Origin of the sequence: Flavobacterium frigoris PS1, assembly GCF_000252125.1 — a bacterium.
In the GTDB taxonomy this organism is placed as follows: Bacteria; Bacteroidota; Bacteroidia; order Flavobacteriales; family Flavobacteriaceae; genus Flavobacterium; species Flavobacterium frigoris_A.
Window position 1 is genome coordinate 577,400 of record NZ_AHKF01000018.1, and the last position, 15,798, is coordinate 593,197.

A 15,798-nucleotide genomic window follows, 5' to 3' on the forward strand; every position below is an offset into this window, starting at 1 on the left:
TCTATTTAAGTTGATTCGTTAATAATTCGTGACCATATTCTATTGCTGTTGCATAAGAAATATTCGTTTCAACGCCTACTTGACGATTTCCCATCATAATTGTTGCCCCACCTGCTGAAGGATTAAATCTATTTGTAACAATTCCAATTATTTTATTTGTTTGTAATTCAATTAATGGGCTACCACTATTTCCTTCATGTATCATACTGTCAAATTGTAATAACTTAACATTTGACGAAGTTTTTATTTTAGAGCTTATTATTCCATGAGTTAATGACTGAATATGCAATCCTGAATTTCCAAATGGAAAACCAATAATAGCAATGCTTGAACCACATTCTACATTTTCACTATTTCCGAAAATATTTTTTGAGACAATGGGTTGAATATCATTTTTGAATTTTAATAAAGCAACATCATTTATTGCGTCATTTTGAACCAATTGTAATTCAAAAAAATTGACTTTACTTAAAGTCATTGGATTAAAAGTATTAGTGTTTTCAATTGATATAGCAACTATTGAATCCAAAGGATTAATAATATGCGAACAAGTTAAAAGATATCCTAAATCAGAAACTAAAAAACCAGTTCCTATAAATTCTACATTTTGAGTATTCTTTTTTGCGAGCATAAAAACTCCTCCCGAAAATCTTCTATTTATTTCTTTATACATAATGTTTCTTTACAATTTTGGTTAAACCTGTCACTAACTTGCATATAACATCTACGAGTAACACTTTTTTTTAAGTTTTACAATATCTCAAGCTATATATTCTAGTTCGTAAATAAAGTCTTTTATAACTATTGTTACAATACCCACATTTAGTGATATTTTGACTTTAATTAAAGAGTATAATAGTAAGCTAATTCTAATGTGGGATATTTTTCATTTCTTCCGCCCAGTTCTCCAGCTATCATTATAATGCCTATTCCTCAAGCATATATAAAACTTTCCTCTCAGATATAGACCTAAAACCCATACCACAGCAAACCCAATGATTTCATACCATTCCATATTTTGAATCTTTAAGTAAGGTCAAAATAGGGGTTTAAATTTTTATATAATATGCATTATGGAAAATTCAATATGCAATTTAGGAACCTTTCTAAAAATAAAACAGATGCTAGTTTAGCATCTGTTTATTTATTTAATTTTTAATCCTTTATCAATTTCTTCAACTCGTTTTAAAAATTCAGATATTGGCACTTTATAATATTCACATAATTCATAGAGAGTACTGACACTCATATTTTGATTTCCTGTTTCATTACGTCCAATATGAATTGATAAATCTTTATTCGCTTTTATATTGTTTGCCACCTGCTCTTGAGTCAAGCCGCTTTTAGCACGAAGTTCTTTTAAAACTAGCTTTATTGCACTTAATAATCTTTCGTTTTTTATCTGTTCCATAGTATTTCAAATTGAATCAGAAAAACATTTTCACACAATGACGTATTTGTCATTTTATTTTTTATCTTTATACCCTAATTCTATTAGAATTAGTATTATTTTTGCGATTCTTCAAATACAATATTGAAGCATTCGCTTTGAATCTCGTTTCAGAAAACTGGTAATTTTAACACACGAGAAGATAAGTACGATGCTCACGTCCCATGGCGTGGGCTCACTTATTCGTGTGTAGGGTATACCAGTACCTCTGAAGCGTTTAAGCTGAGTTCCATGCCATTTTTTTGGCCAATAGTTAGGCAAAACTCAACTTCATTCTTAGCGCTACATCTTCATTTTTATAGTCTCGCAGCCGTTTAAATCGCTAAAACTCGTATGTCTATGATTGAATAAACCGGTACTCCTTCTAAAAACGCCTGCACCGCCAAGGTCCATTGAATAATCGCCTATTTAATTTAATTTGAATTTGTTAATAATAGGTGCAGGTTGTTTTTTTTTTTAATGTTGATTGGAGCGAAAAGAGCATGGCGAAAAGAACATGGCGAAAAGAGCATAGAATAAAGAACATAGAGAAAAGAGTATAGAACAAAGAAGCAAGAGCAAAGAAGCAAGAAGTAGTAACTGTTTTTTTATTTTAAATGTTGAATTACTTCGAATGTTCGCTATCGACTCCACCCATTCTATAAAATGGGAGTTAATTACAAATGACCAATAAAAACCAATAATTATAAAAATATGAAAAAAAAATCATTAAACAAAGGGTTGGAGGCTAGTAGTGAAAATCAATCTTCCTTTTATATACCTCCATTATGCCAGATTTCACTGGGTATACTACTTGTTTTATAATATATTAAAATTGATAAAATGAAATATTACAGATATATACAAGCTGCATTGATTGTGGCATTAATAGTAGTGATATGCCTTTGGGTTTATGGTTGAAGATGCAAGAGCAATGATGCAGTAAGTGTTTTTTTATTTTAAATGTTGAATTTTAAATGGGGAACAAAGAGTATAGAAGAAAGATGCAGACATCGAATTTCTTATTTTGAATTTTAAATGGAGAACAGAGAATATTGAACACAGAAACCTAATAATAAAAATAAAAACAAGCCTATGACAATATAAAAACTAAAAAATACTTAGGGTAATTGCCACTTTGTGGCTTTACACCTTTAAAAAAAAAGGCCCTCTGACCGTCTGGACAACTGTAGAGGACCAACGCTAACAAAACTTACTATTTTAATTAACTAAACCAAAATTATGAATAAATCTTCATTTTACAAGGGTTGGCTGGCTATTCCTTTACTTTTAGGAATTTGCTGTCTCTTTTTTACAACTCAATCATTCGCAGGAGAAAAGAGAGGAATGCCTGACAGTCACAGGCTTTCCTCTTCTCCAGATAATGTGCTTGAGTTGGCAAAAAGTAATTTATTTCAACAACAAACGATTACAGGAACCGTAAGAGATAGTCAAGGTTTATTGCCTGGTGTTACTGTATCTGTAGAAGGCAAATCTACTGCCACCATTACTGATCATCAAGGTAAATATAGTATAGCGGCTACTGCCGCTGATATTCTTGTTTTTTCTTTTGTAGGGTATAACACTTTAACTATTCCAATAGCGGGACGCACTGTAGTTCCTGTACAACTACAAGAGGATGCTACCCAATTGCAGGAAGTGAAAATTAATGCTGGGTATTACAGCGTGAAGGAAAGTGAGCGTACGGGTAGTATTGCTAGAATAACGGCAAAGGATATTGAAAACCAACCGGTAACGAATGTGCTTGCTACTATGCAGGGAAGGATGGCAGGAGTGAATATTGTGCAGGAAAGTGGGGTTGCAGGTGGTGGATTCAGTATCAACATTCGTGGGTTAAACAGTCTTCGTGAGGGAGCGAATGCTCCACTCTTTATTATTGATGGGGTGCCCTATTCTACAGATCCTATTAGCGATCGCCAAACTTCGACATCTATTCCTGGGGATGGAAACCCCTTAGCAAGTATTAATCCTGGCGATATTGAAAGTCTTGAGATATTAAAGGATGCTGATGCCACAGCTATTTATGGTTCTCGTGGTGCCAATGGCGTAGTGCTGATTACCACTAAAAAAGGTAAAGCGGGTAAGACCACCTTTACGATTAACAGCAATCATAGTAGTGGAACGGTCAGCAAGATGATGCCTCTAATGAATACCTCGCAGTATTTAGCGATGCGACAGGAAGCTTTTGGCAATGACGGTTTTGTTAGCTATCCCGCAAACGCCTATGATGTGAACGGTACTTGGGATCCGAGCCGATATACAGACTGGCAAAAAAAACTGATAGGAGGGACATCGGAAGTCACGGGATTGCAGGCTTCGGTTAGTGGTGGTTCTGAACAAACTAAATATCTCTTTAGTGGTAATTATCGAACGGAAAGCAGCGTATTCCCCGGAGATTTTTTATATAAAAGAGGAGGTGCTCGACTTAGTTTTGACCATGCTTCCGAGGACAAAAAGTTTCGCTTTACTTTTTCGGGAAGCTATACCGCGCAGCACAACGACTTACCATGGATTGACTTTGTAACCTTATCGAGGCAACTTGCACCGAATGCTCCCGCACTTTATGATGCGGAGAACAAGCTGAACTGGGAGAACAGTACTTGGGAAAACCCATTGGCCAATTTAGAAAGCAAAAATATCGCTCAAACCACTGACCTTATAGTGAATAGTTTACTTTCTTATACGGTGGCCAAAAACTTGGAATTTAAGACGAGTCTTGGTTTTACCGACCTTCATAATGAGGACAATCGTTCTATACCCTCTGCTGTGTATAATCCTGCTTATAATTTAGGCAGTCAGTATTCCTCCATTTATAGCAATACGTTGAGCAGGCGGTCTTGGATTATTGAGCCACAATTGAACTGGAGGGGGGATTTTGGGAAATCAAAAATTGATGTATTGGTAGGAGCCAGCTATCAAAACCAAGATAGCAAAAAGCTACTTAGCCTCGCCAGTGGATTTACAAGTAATAGCTTGCTATCTGACTTGGCGTCGGCATCGGTAACACTGATTTTGAATAATGATGCGATACTTTATAAATATCAAGCTTTTTTTGGACGAGCTAATTACACCTTTGTCGACAAGTATATTGTAAATTTCACCGGTAGGAGGGATGGTTCCAGTCGTTTTGGACCAGGAAAGCAGTTTGCTACTTTTGGAGCCATAGGCGGGGCTTGGTTGTTTTTTAAAGAGCCACTGCTAGCTGAAAATAGTTCATGGCTCAGTTTTGGAAAACTACGATCTAGTTATGGTACCACTGGAAATGATCAAATAGGGGATTACCAATTTCTAAACACCTACAGTTCCTCTGGATATCAATATGGAGGTACCAATGGTTTGCAGCCTGCGCGACTTTATAATGCTGATTTCGGTTGGGAAACTAATAAAAAATTTGAAGCTGCGCTAGAGCTTGGATTTTTTAATGATCGTATTTTTTTGACAACCGCTTGGTATCAAAATCGTTCCTCCAACCAGCTGGTTGGTTTACCTTTAGCAGGAACCACAGGTTTTAGTAGCATCCAAGCCAATTTAGACGCGACTGTTGAAAATACTGGTTTTGAAGCTACGCTGCGCTTAGTACCGATTAAAACTAATAATTTTTCGTGGACGACTAATTTTAATATAACCAGCGCGACCAATAGATTGGTTTCTTTTCCTGATTTAGAATCTTCTGGCTACAGAAGCGATTATGTAATAGGACAACCTACGACAATAAGAAAACTATTTCATTTTACTGGAGTCGATCCACAAACTGGACTGTATCAATTTAAAGATGTGAATGGCGATGGTGCTATATCGTATGAAAATGACCGTGAAACAGTTAGGGATTTTAACCCAAAATACTATGGTGGACTGCAAAACCTATTTGTTTTCAAAAGCTTACAATTGGATTTTCTATTCCAGTTTGTTAAACAAGAGAATTTCAATTTTGCCAATACGCAGCGCTTTGCTGGATTATTGAGTAATCAACCATCAGCTTATGTCAACAGCTGGCATCAGGCTGGGGATTTGGCTCCATATCAGAGGTATACTACTGGCACTGACCAACAAGTTATGCAGGCTAGTGAATATTTTGGTTTGAGTGACGGTGCTGTAAGTGATGCCTCTTATATACGGCTTAAAAACATTTCGCTCTCTTACGATTTTCCACGTGAATTGTTGCCACAGTTGGGGTGTCGTTTGTCACTACAGGCACAAAATCTCCTAACTATCACTTCTTACAAGGGGGCTGATCCTGAGTTTACCCAAGGCGGTACTTTACCTCCTTTACGTGTTATTTCAGCTGGAGTGCAACTTACTTTTTAATATTTAAAATCCAAACACATGAAAAATCAAATAAGAATTCGGAACTATTCTATAAAACTACTGGCTCTGTCTAGTTTTCTTTTCATTGTAAGCTGTGATGATTTTGTTGCAGTCGACCGACCTAATTCGCAGTTGACTACGGACGCGGTTTTTGAGAACGCGACCACGGCAACTGCAGCTATGGTTGATGTTTATGCACAAATGAGAGAGAACGGACTGTTAACCGGAAAGTCTTTTGGGATTTCTTGCCTGTTGGGTACGTATGCTGATGAACTAGTTTCTTATGAAAATGGTGCTTACACGACAGCCGATTTTTATAATAATTCTTTACTAGCTTCAGATGCTTTTGTTTCCCTATTATGGAACAGTTCCTATAATCAGATTTATGCTGCCAATGCTATTTTTGAAGGAGTAGGTAATTCGGCTTCATTAGCGCCAAGTGATAAAAATCAATTGCAGGGTGAGGCACTTTTTGCAAGAGCCATAACGCACTTTTACCTCGTAAATCTTTTTGGGGATGTGCCTTATGTAAGTACAACCGATTATGTTTACAACAGGACTGTGCCACGAATGGCGATCGAAGTCGTTTATAAAAACATCATAAGCGATCTTGAAACCGCTATTACCTTACTACCTTCAGACTATAGTAAAGCAGATCGAACTCGCCCCAATAAGGCGACAGCACAGGCATTGCTTGCACGCGTGTACTTGTACCATGGTGATTTTGCAGAAGCAGCGAATATGGCCTCAGCAGTATTGAATGATACTTCGCTTTATATATGGGATGGTAATCTTGACTCCGTATTTCTAAAAGAAAGTACTAGCACTATATGGCAACTTGCTTCTGGAAGTGAAGGTGCGAATACAGATGAAGGCAGCGCCTTTATTTTCTTTTCCGGTCCGCCAGAGCTGGTTGCCTTGTCGGACAATTTTGTATCCCAATTTGAGACCAACGATTTGAGAAAGAGTCATTGGATAAAGACAGTGACGGAAGGAGGTGGCCTTTGGTATCATCCTTATAAATACAAGCAAGACATTGCTAGCGGTTCCTCATTAGAATACTCCATTATTTTCAGACTAGCAGAGCAGTACCTGATTCGGTCAGAAGCACGTGCTAGGCAAGGAGACATGATAGGTGCCAAAGAAGATTTAAACAAGATAAGACATACGGCGGGCCTACCCAATACGGATGCTACTACTCAAACAACCTTACTCGAAGCCATCTTACAAGAACGCAAGGTTGAATTATTTACCGAGTACGGGCATCGTTTTTTTGATCTGAAGCGTTTCGGGAAGCTGGATGCTGTCTTGGGTACGAAACCTGGATGGAATGCAACCGACCAATTATGGCCTTTGCCACAGTCTGAATTACTAGTAAATCCATTTCTAAAACCTCAAAATACTGGATATTAATATGATCAATTATAACAACGGTACTCTACGGTTAATCGATAGAAAGACCAATACGACACTTTGTGGCACTATTTGCCGATGGGTTAATTTTTTAATTTTTTTGTTAGTTGCTTGCCCGAATTACGGGCAGGTACTACCAAAAAAAGCAGTTACAGAAAGCGATTATCATTTGTGGGGAACGCTTTATACTGACAAAATATCTGATAAAGGGAACTGGGTAAGCTATGCAATGCGCTATGACGAAAGCCCTGATACGCTTTTTGTGAAGCGAAGTGATGGAAAAAAGGTGTATACTTTTGCAAAATCGAATGCGGGCGCATTTAGCGGGGATCGTCAATTTGTCTGCCTTGATATTGATGGAAGACTATCTCTTCTTGATTTGGAAAAGGGAAAAATCAGTGTAATTGAAGAAGTGGAATCGTATTCCTTTTCGGGAAATGGAGACTATTTGATTTCTGTGGAAAGAAAAGCGAAGCAGCGGGTATTACAGCTCAGGAATAGTGGAGGAGAGCTATTGCAAAGTATTGCTGGGATTGATCAATTCCGTATGAGTAGTTCCAAGGATGCGCTTGTCTGTACCATTGAAAACGGTGGCGTTTACCAAGTACTGATGGTGACCTTTGGGTCAACTATAGGGAAATCAGTAGTAGCTGAAAGTGGTAGTGGGAAATTTTCGCAACTGATATGGAATGCTGATGGTCAATCTGTTGCTTTTCTAAGAGAAAGTAAAGATAGTATCAGTGGAATTAATCGTCCGGCTGTTTTCTGTTTTTCTGTAAAGAATACTACATTATTTCAAATGGAGCCCAATAAAATTCCAGATAGTTTCTATGTGGAAAGCGAATTCGCGAGTGGTTTGACGCTTTCTCCTGATGGTAAAAGGGTATTTTTTACTATTAGAAAGGAGGTTGCCATAGCAGAAAAATTTGATGGGGCACAGGTATGGAATGGCAATGATGCGGTTGTTTATTCTGAAAGGCAGACTGTGGAAGATCTCGAATTTAATACCAGAATCGCTGCATGGTGGCCGGAGCAAGATCGTTTTATGCTAATTACCGATCAAAGTAAACCCTTTGGTTTTCTGAATGCCAGTGAAGATTTTGCTATTACTTATAATAAAAACGATTTAGGACCGCAATATATAATGGAGCGGAATGTAAACTTCTTTGTTACTGATCTAGAAACGGGACAGAGAAATTTACTTTTAGAAAACCAGTCTACACAACTAGAAACATTAAGTTTGTCACCTGGCGGAAAATATTTTGCTTATTTTAAAGATAACGATTGGTGGGTGTATAATTTTGTGACTCGTACCCATTCTAATATTACAGGAAGGCACGAGCTTCAATTAGCGGACTGGGAAGATAAAATTTGGCCAATTAACTACCGGATTGTAGGCTGGGGTGTTCATGACGAATATATTCTACTTTATGATCAGTTTGATATTTGGCAAATAGATTTTAAAGGAAATAAAGCTGTTCGACTTACTAGAGGGAAGGAGTCGGGAATTACATTTCGGATAGCTCCGCCAGTTGATAGGGAATTTTTTGTACCCTATTTTACGGGACATATTGATGCAGCGATCAATACTAAAAATAAAATAATGTTAAGTGCGAAAAGGAATAATGAAAGTGGTTATTTTATTCTTGGTCCAAAAAAGAACGTAGAACCGATTTTTTTTGGTGATTTTCTTACTACAAAAATACTAAAAGCCAGCAAAGCGAATGTGTATGTTTATGAATCACAAAAATATAATAGTCCGCCAGAATTAAGCATAAGCATGGGCAAGGAAGAGACGAATACAAAACTCTATCAGAGTAATTTACAGCATTATAAATATGCGTGGGCAAAGCAGGAAAAGATCTATTATCGGGATTCAAAAAACTCTCTTTTAACTGGGATCTTGTATTACCCTGCAGCTTATAGTCCAGAAAAGAAGTATCCAATGATTGTACATATTTATGAAAAGCAATCCTATTTACTTCATTATTACATCAATCCATCGCTCCATAATATGGCAGGATTTAATACCTCTAACCTAACTGCTCAAGGTTATTTTGTGCTGCTCCCTGATATTGAATATGAGTTGGGAAATCCAGGGGTATCAGCTGCAGATTGTGTCATTGCTGCCACCAAAGCGGTTGTAAATAAAGACGTAGTCGACAATTCTAAAATTGGCTTAATTGGACACTCTTTTGGAGGATATGAAACCAATTTTATACTGGGGCAGACCAATTTGTTTGCAAGTGCTATATCAGGGGCTTCTGTTTTTGATCTTGCTGGATGGTATCTTTCTATCGGTTGGACTTTTGGAAGACCAGAGATGTGGCGATTTGAGAGCCAGCAGTGGCGTATGGGAAAATCTTTGTTTGAAGATAGGAAAGGATACGAGCGTAATTCGCCGCTCAACTTTGTCGATAAAATAGAAACGCCTGTACTCATTTGGACAGGAGAAGAAGACAGGCAAATCCATTATTATCAAAGTATTGCTTTTTATCTTGCGATGCAACGATTGAAAAAAAGCGCCGTCTTACTAGTGTATCGCGGAGATGGTCATGCATTGGTAAAAAAAGAGAATCAACAGAACTTTGCTCATCGAATAGAAGATTGGTTTGGCTATTATTTAAAAGGAGAATCACCCAAAAAATGGATTGCTGAAGGAGTACAATAAGAAATGCAGGTCATAAGAAATTATGACCTGCATTAATTTTACCTTAAATATTTTTTAAGGTTTGTGGGTCAATATCTCTGTACAGTCCGATGTTGGCGAAGGTTTCGCATACATTTGATCTGTTCCGTCAACACAAAGCACAGTTCCGATGTTATTACAGATTTTTTGTGGCTGACAATTGAATGGCGCCGTACGTTTAAACCCTTGCACGCCAGCGCTTTCAGAGTTAGTTGTCGAATCACTAGTGCTTACCGCCCCTGCCGATGCCAACACAAAGGCGACAACGGGAAACATCATTTTAATTGCTAAAGATTTCATAATATTAAAATTTAAAAATTAACTAATGTGATCTACTCTTTTTTACAGGTTTTCGATCTGACCCCTGATACTGGCCGGTATGTCTTTCATTTAATTATTGTATTTATTTTTCAATGCTGCAGCTAGTTTGTAAGAAACAATGTTGGACCCTATTATTGCAAAAAAATGGGTATTGGTTACTATAAAATCATCAATTTTTTCACCGTCAATTTTGTAGATGTAAAAGCTCATTAAATAGGATTTCGTTAGAATGTCGTATACATCGATAACATTTGCATTTTTCCACATTTTTATTTCATCATATCTCCCAGGTAATGTTGAGTTTACGAACAACAGGTTATTATGGATTGCGCTAACTCTGTTTACCAATAATGGGGGTGCTGAAAATACCCTCTGCTTCTTCGCCTTTACATATGCAATTTTGATTTTAGCTTTAGAAGTGGTATCAATTGTGTTTCCGCGATGCACAAGGTTAAGATATTGATCTGTAACCGTATATTGATTGCGGTAGTAGTATAAGTAAACAAATTTTCTTTGCTGTTGACTGTACTGCATTGTTCCATCTGTATCGAATAATCCATCAATTTGTTTCTGAAGAAGTTCATGAGCCGATTTTTTAATTTGGCCATGGTTGAGGTTTACAGTTGCTAAAAGATTTTCTCGAGTATTGCTGAGCGTTCGAATTATGATGGTTGCGGAATCAATGAGTACTGCTTTTGTGAAACCGGGGATTTTTCTGGATTGTAAAACGGCTTTTCCATCACTTAAATTTCCTTTAAAAATTATGGGAACTGTACCGTCGAATAAATAAAAGTGGGGTGGAAGTACTCGTAATTGAATATTATGGAATTTGAACAACGTATCCGTAATCTTGATGTGCTGAGTTGTGATCACTTGAAGTGCTGTATCCAATGTAGTTATCAATGCTGGTGCCGAAGTATTTCCCAGAAATAGCTTACCATTGCTTTCGCCAGCAAAGTAAAAGGAATTGAATTTCAGGTTTTCTACAGTAATTCGTTTGGCAGGAAAGGGAGGAAACCTTCTCACAAAGTTATTGCGATGTTGCACCATGTCTTCAGAAATAAGAAACAGCCCAGCCATTAAAACTACACTTAGTAGCGATATTGCTACAAGACGTATGCTGATATAAAATCGCGGTTTATTCTGCCAATCATTGGAAAGATACAAAGCTGTCGCTGCAAGTATTACCATTGCAATATTGAAGATAAGATGCTCTGTCCAGTTCATGTTTTCAAGGATGCCTCCGCAAGAGCAGGGTACAAATGAGCTGTAATTGAGTATTATGTAGATATAAATTGTAAATAGTAGCATCAGTCCAAATGCCGAGAACATTCCGATTATTCTGGTTTTTGGTATTGATAGCAAAATAGCTATTGCAAATTCTACTGTTAGTACTGCATAAGAAATATATGTAGCAAAGGCAGTAAGTAAAGGAGATTGAGCAAGCTGTATCTGAAAGTTGTGAAAATCCATTAGTTTACTGACTGCTGAATAGACGAAAAGCAGTATGAATAAGTAACTAATACTGATCGTGAATTTCTCTTTGAATGTAGCAGTTACTTTCATTGTATTGTTTTTTTTTAGTACTGTAAAATTGTAAATAAAAAACATATAACATTATGCAAATCAGGCATTTCGTTATTCAAAAAATAAAACAGTGCAAAAGTATTAGGGTAGAAGATCTTCTTCGGGTCTTGATAGATCACTTGGTTTGTAGCCAAATCTTTTTTTGAAGGCTTTATAGAAGTTAAGATAGCCCTTAAAGCCGTTCAGATATGCAATTTCTTTTAAAGAAACAGCTGTTTGCCGGATCATTAGATTTGCTCTTTTCAAGCGTTCCTCTTGATAAAAGTTATAGACACTTGTTTTGAAAAAAGTTCTAAAACCATTTTTTAATATGTGTTCTTCAATAGCAAACATTTGAGCCAAGGAATGTAAAGTGGGTAATGGTTCATCCAGATGACTTAAAATATAATCATGCAGATTTTGCACCGCAGTAACTTCATTGTGTTTGCGAATTTTTGAACCAGAGAGACGGTCATTAATGTCACGCATCTCTTCAAGTATGGTTGATACTGAACTTACAATTATTTCATCGCTATATAGTAATCGTGATACTGTGCAAAATGATGGCAGCAGGTGATTGTCACCGGTAATTAAAATTAATTGCAAAGTAGTGTTGTAATTGGAGTTTTTATCTAATTCATCAAGAATACCTTTCCAAAGATCTTTCGATTGCTGAGCGATCAATTTTCCAAAGTCGGTATTGATAATTGTATCCGGTTTATATTTAAGAGTGTGTGGCACCTCATTATTAAAACTCAATAAAACAAAATCATTATCCAATACAAATGTTAATTGAATTAGATTTTGGTACGGATAGTAAGCACTGTTATGTCCTGATGCCAGACTTATTTTTTGGAGATCTTCTGCAATTTTATTTAATGCGACAGCAATATTTTTTAATTCATCATTACTATTATCCTGGATGCGGAAGGTCATATTTCCAGTTGCCATTTCGAACAGCATTTGGTAAATACGTTTAATCCGGACCTGATTAAATTGGTCTGACATATTATATAATTTGAAGTGATTTGCTGGTGGAAGAAATGGAATAACCTTTGCAAACCTATCAAAATAAATTATTTGAAGCTAAAAGTATAGTGTTCAATTCGGGAATTGAATAGGTATTTTTTAGAAAAAAGTGAGTGGTGTCCTTCGACAAGCTCAGGATGACAGGGAATAGTGAGAAGTGAATGGTGAAACGATTTTAAATTTCATAATCAATGTGTAATTCTTGAGACGATCTATAGTTGAGGTGTGGAATAATTGGATTTATTGTAGTTTGGTTTTTAGGTGTTTATCGTAGATGGCCGTTTTAAGAGTTAGGAAGAGATACTGATTTATGGTAGAGGGAATAGTATGGGTAAGGAGTGAAAAATGGATGCGGTGTCTTTTTTTATGCGTTTTGTTTTAGTGAAAGCCCGTTAAGAATTAAAATTATTATGGAATACTTTTACTTCCTACAATTTTCGTAATATCACTAAAAGTGGGTATTGTGTATACAACTTTTTAAGTTTTTATTTACAAACTAAGAGAAATTAATACAAATCGACAATAATTTTGATACATTGTATATCTTTTCGGGTTGGGTTAAGAGCGATGGTGCTATTGAACAACTCTAGATGAGCCAGAGAGTAGAAGATAGTGTATACTGGAATATTTTAGCAAAGCATACCAACATTTGAAAAAAGAACAAAATTATAAAGTATGGTAAAACGGCTATCATGCAGAGCATATTTATAGTAACAAATTCACACGTCAAAAACTAGATTACATGCAAAACAATCCTGTAAAAGATAGAATTGTTACTTTACCAGAAGATTATTATTATTATTTTAGGTCTGCTAGAAATTATGCCAGTTTAGATAGCGACTTGGAAGTGATTTTGTTAGATTTGTTTTGACAATCTTTTAGGGCACAGTTGAACACCTGCGCTAACGATTGTCGTTTTGGCAATACTGCGCGATAGGATGGTAGTAGTCCCTTTAAAGAAACAGATACATTCTATTATACTAAAACAAAATGTAATTATGACCCTTATAAAAACCTTTGGAATAATGCCTAGATATTTTAATTTATTACTGTTATTCTTATTCATTTCTTGTAGCTCAAAAAAAAGTAGATTGTCTGAGAGCAATTATTTTAATAAAAATTATTTTTATAACGATTCTCTAAAAGTAGGAATTGATTTTGATAAAAATATTCAATTCAAAGAAGTTTCTCTTTCTAAAGCAATGGAATACAGGCAATTATTAAAGAAAAATAATTTATCGTCAAAAGATCTTTTTTTAGTTGCAGAATCAAAAGAAAATGGTAATGAAATGTGTTTTTTCTACCAGGAAATAAAAGCATCGGATGACAATTTAAGTAGTTCTAAAATTGTTATCAATGACACTATAAGTAAACTTTTGTTTTTTGAAAAACAAAAAGGGAAGAGAAAAGTTTTTGGATTAATAAAAGACATTTCAATTAAGGGCAATAATTCTTCAATATACGGCACTGATTTGTTGAATAAAATCAATATTGATTCATTGAATACTAGAAAGATGTCTTTCCCAGCGATATTTATTTATAATTTTCCGAATGTTCATCCCAACCCATTTTATGCAAGCAAAAAATTAGCGACAGCCCCTTTAAAAGCTGAAGGAGAAAATAATACTAAATTCCAATTGCTATCTACTGTTAATTCTTTTATGTCAAATAATAAACTGTATGATTCTTTAATTACGAGTTACGAAAAACTGCGCAAAGAAAAATTTAACTCTTTGATTGCCGATTTATCTAGCGAAGATGACGTTTTTAAAGACAATTCAATTTTTGTGAAAATTGGAGAAATAGCAAAAGTGAACAAGGTAATAATGCTTAATGAGGATCATTACTATCCAAAACATAGAATGTTTGCGATGGAATTACTAGCAACTCTAAAGGACAAAGGATATAATTATTTGTCATTAGAAGGGTTTAATGTAAGTACAGAAAAGGAGTTGACTCCTAACTATCGTAATGGACTTTATACAAGCGAACCTTATTTTGCCCATTTCATTAGGAAGGCAATAGCATTGGGGTTTACTGTTTCAGGACATGAAAACGTTGATAAAGGGACTGGAAGAGAAATTGGTCAGGCAAAAAATATTATGAAGATTTTAGAGAAAGATCCTAATGCTAAAATTTTTGTATATGTGGGGCATTCTCATATTGAAAAGAACGATGATAAGGATAAATGGATGGCAGAGTATTTTAAAGAATTATCCGGAATTAACCCAATTACAATCAACCAAACAGTCATTTGTGCAGACACTAAAGAAGACTTAATTTTAATTCCTCGCAAATATCTTACCGATACAACAAAGATAACATCGTCTGCAGATTATTTTTTGGTTAACAATTTGAAGCCAAGTTTAAAATTTATATACCCGAACATGTTATTCAAAAAAGTAATTATTAAAGACAGAAAATTTTCCAACTATAAAAAGAAGGAAATTTTGGTTGAAATAATTGATTTTAAAGAATATAATTTAATGAACAACTTAGCTATTCCAATTCAAAGCTATATAATAATCCCTAAAAAGAAAAAAATTAGTTTTGAATTGCCAATAGGGAAATACCACGTTTTTGCAAAAACAGATGATAATCAAACAATTTATGATGATGATATAATTGTAAATTAATGACAAAATTCCCCTGAAGCCGCATTCTATGATAAAATACAACTAGAAAACGTTAAATCATCCAGCAGATTTATAGTTCTATTTCTCTGATTTTAGCTCTTTTATGATGCGTTCGATTTTTGCTTGTTGTAGGTTACTTTGCTCATGAAATTCCTTTTGTCTTCTGTCGAACATGACTTGTTGCTGAAGACGTTCTTCGTTTAATTCATTAATTCTTTTTTCTAAAATCAATGTCTCATTGTAACTATAAATAAAGAGCGCCAATAACAATGCCTGAATGAAGAGATAAAAGCCATCAGGCCATAGTAGTTTAAGTGTTTCAATTGTTTTTGATGCCATAGTGTACCATTTTTAAATTGTTCTTTTAAAAAAAATATAAACCTAGATAA

Annotated in this window: 11 protein-coding genes; 5 read left to right on the forward strand and 6 right to left on the reverse strand. The window is 35.4% G+C overall.

Annotated elements, in window-relative coordinates:
- Position 1 precedes the first annotated feature (1 nt).
- Together HJ01_RS11235 and HJ01_RS11240 are read right to left on the reverse strand one after the other, a co-directional pair.
- Positions 2 to 673, reverse strand: a complete 672-nt coding sequence (locus tag HJ01_RS11235; protein WP_007138536.1) for a serine protease — start codon at positions 671 to 673, stop codon at positions 2 to 4.
- 471 nt (positions 674 to 1,144) lie between these two features.
- A complete protein-coding gene (locus HJ01_RS11240; RefSeq protein ID WP_007138537.1) occupies positions 1,145 to 1,411 on the reverse strand; it encodes a helix-turn-helix domain-containing protein in 267 nt (88 codons plus the stop codon).
- Positions 1,412 to 2,671: 1,260 nt separating this feature from the next.
- Between HJ01_RS11240 and HJ01_RS11245 the strand changes: the two genes are divergently transcribed.
- The 3 genes from HJ01_RS11245 to HJ01_RS11255 are packed head-to-tail and all read left to right on the forward strand — an operon-like array spanning position 2,672 to position 9,839.
- Positions 2,672 to 5,755: a SusC/RagA family TonB-linked outer membrane protein gene (locus tag HJ01_RS11245; protein ID WP_007138538.1), complete on the forward strand. Its 3,084-nt coding sequence runs from the start codon at positions 2,672 to 2,674 to the stop codon at positions 5,753 to 5,755.
- 18 nt (positions 5,756 to 5,773) lie between these two features.
- Positions 5,774 to 7,168 (forward strand): RagB/SusD family nutrient uptake outer membrane protein, encoded by a 1,395-nt coding sequence (locus tag HJ01_RS11250; protein WP_007138539.1) that lies wholly within the window; start codon positions 5,774 to 5,776, stop codon positions 7,166 to 7,168.
- A 1-nt stretch (position 7,169) separates the two neighbouring features.
- The gene (locus HJ01_RS11255; protein ID WP_081478709.1) at positions 7,170 to 9,839 is read left to right on the forward strand and encodes an alpha/beta hydrolase family protein; all 2,670 of its coding nucleotides are present in this window, start codon (positions 7,170 to 7,172) and stop codon (positions 9,837 to 9,839) included.
- 54 nt (positions 9,840 to 9,893) lie between these two features.
- On the opposite strand, the gene HJ01_RS11260 is transcribed toward HJ01_RS11255, so the two are convergent.
- The 3 genes from HJ01_RS11260 to HJ01_RS11270 form a co-directional block, all read right to left on the reverse strand.
- Positions 9,894 to 10,157: a DUF6520 family protein gene (locus tag HJ01_RS11260; RefSeq protein WP_040473866.1), complete on the reverse strand. Its 264-nt coding sequence runs from the start codon at positions 10,155 to 10,157 to the stop codon at positions 9,894 to 9,896.
- A 90-nt stretch (positions 10,158 to 10,247) separates the two neighbouring features.
- Positions 10,248 to 11,744, reverse strand: coding sequence for a MauE/DoxX family redox-associated membrane protein (locus tag HJ01_RS11265; protein WP_040473928.1), 1,497 nt, complete (start codon positions 11,742 to 11,744; stop codon positions 10,248 to 10,250).
- Positions 11,745 to 11,846: 102 nt separating this feature from the next.
- Positions 11,847 to 12,752 carry a helix-turn-helix domain-containing protein gene (locus HJ01_RS11270; protein ID WP_081478710.1) on the reverse strand — a complete coding sequence of 302 codons (906 nt, stop codon included), beginning with the start codon at positions 12,750 to 12,752 and terminating at the stop codon, positions 11,847 to 11,849.
- 763 nt (positions 12,753 to 13,515) lie between these two features.
- Between HJ01_RS11270 and HJ01_RS18035 the strand changes: the two genes are divergently transcribed.
- Both HJ01_RS18035 and HJ01_RS11280 read left to right on the forward strand, forming a co-directional pair.
- A complete protein-coding gene (locus HJ01_RS18035) occupies positions 13,516 to 13,644 on the forward strand; it encodes a hypothetical protein (protein ID WP_007138545.1) in 129 nt (42 codons plus the stop codon).
- Between the two features lie 127 nt (positions 13,645 to 13,771).
- On the forward strand, positions 13,772 to 15,409 hold the full coding sequence (locus HJ01_RS11280; protein WP_007138546.1) for a hypothetical protein: 1,638 nt from the start codon (positions 13,772 to 13,774) through the stop codon (positions 15,407 to 15,409).
- A gap of 78 nt (positions 15,410 to 15,487) precedes the next feature.
- On the opposite strand, the gene HJ01_RS11285 is transcribed toward HJ01_RS11280, so the two are convergent.
- Positions 15,488 to 15,748 carry a hypothetical protein gene (locus HJ01_RS11285; protein WP_007138547.1) on the reverse strand — a complete coding sequence of 87 codons (261 nt, stop codon included), beginning with the start codon at positions 15,746 to 15,748 and terminating at the stop codon, positions 15,488 to 15,490.
- Positions 15,749 to 15,798 lie beyond the last annotated feature (50 nt).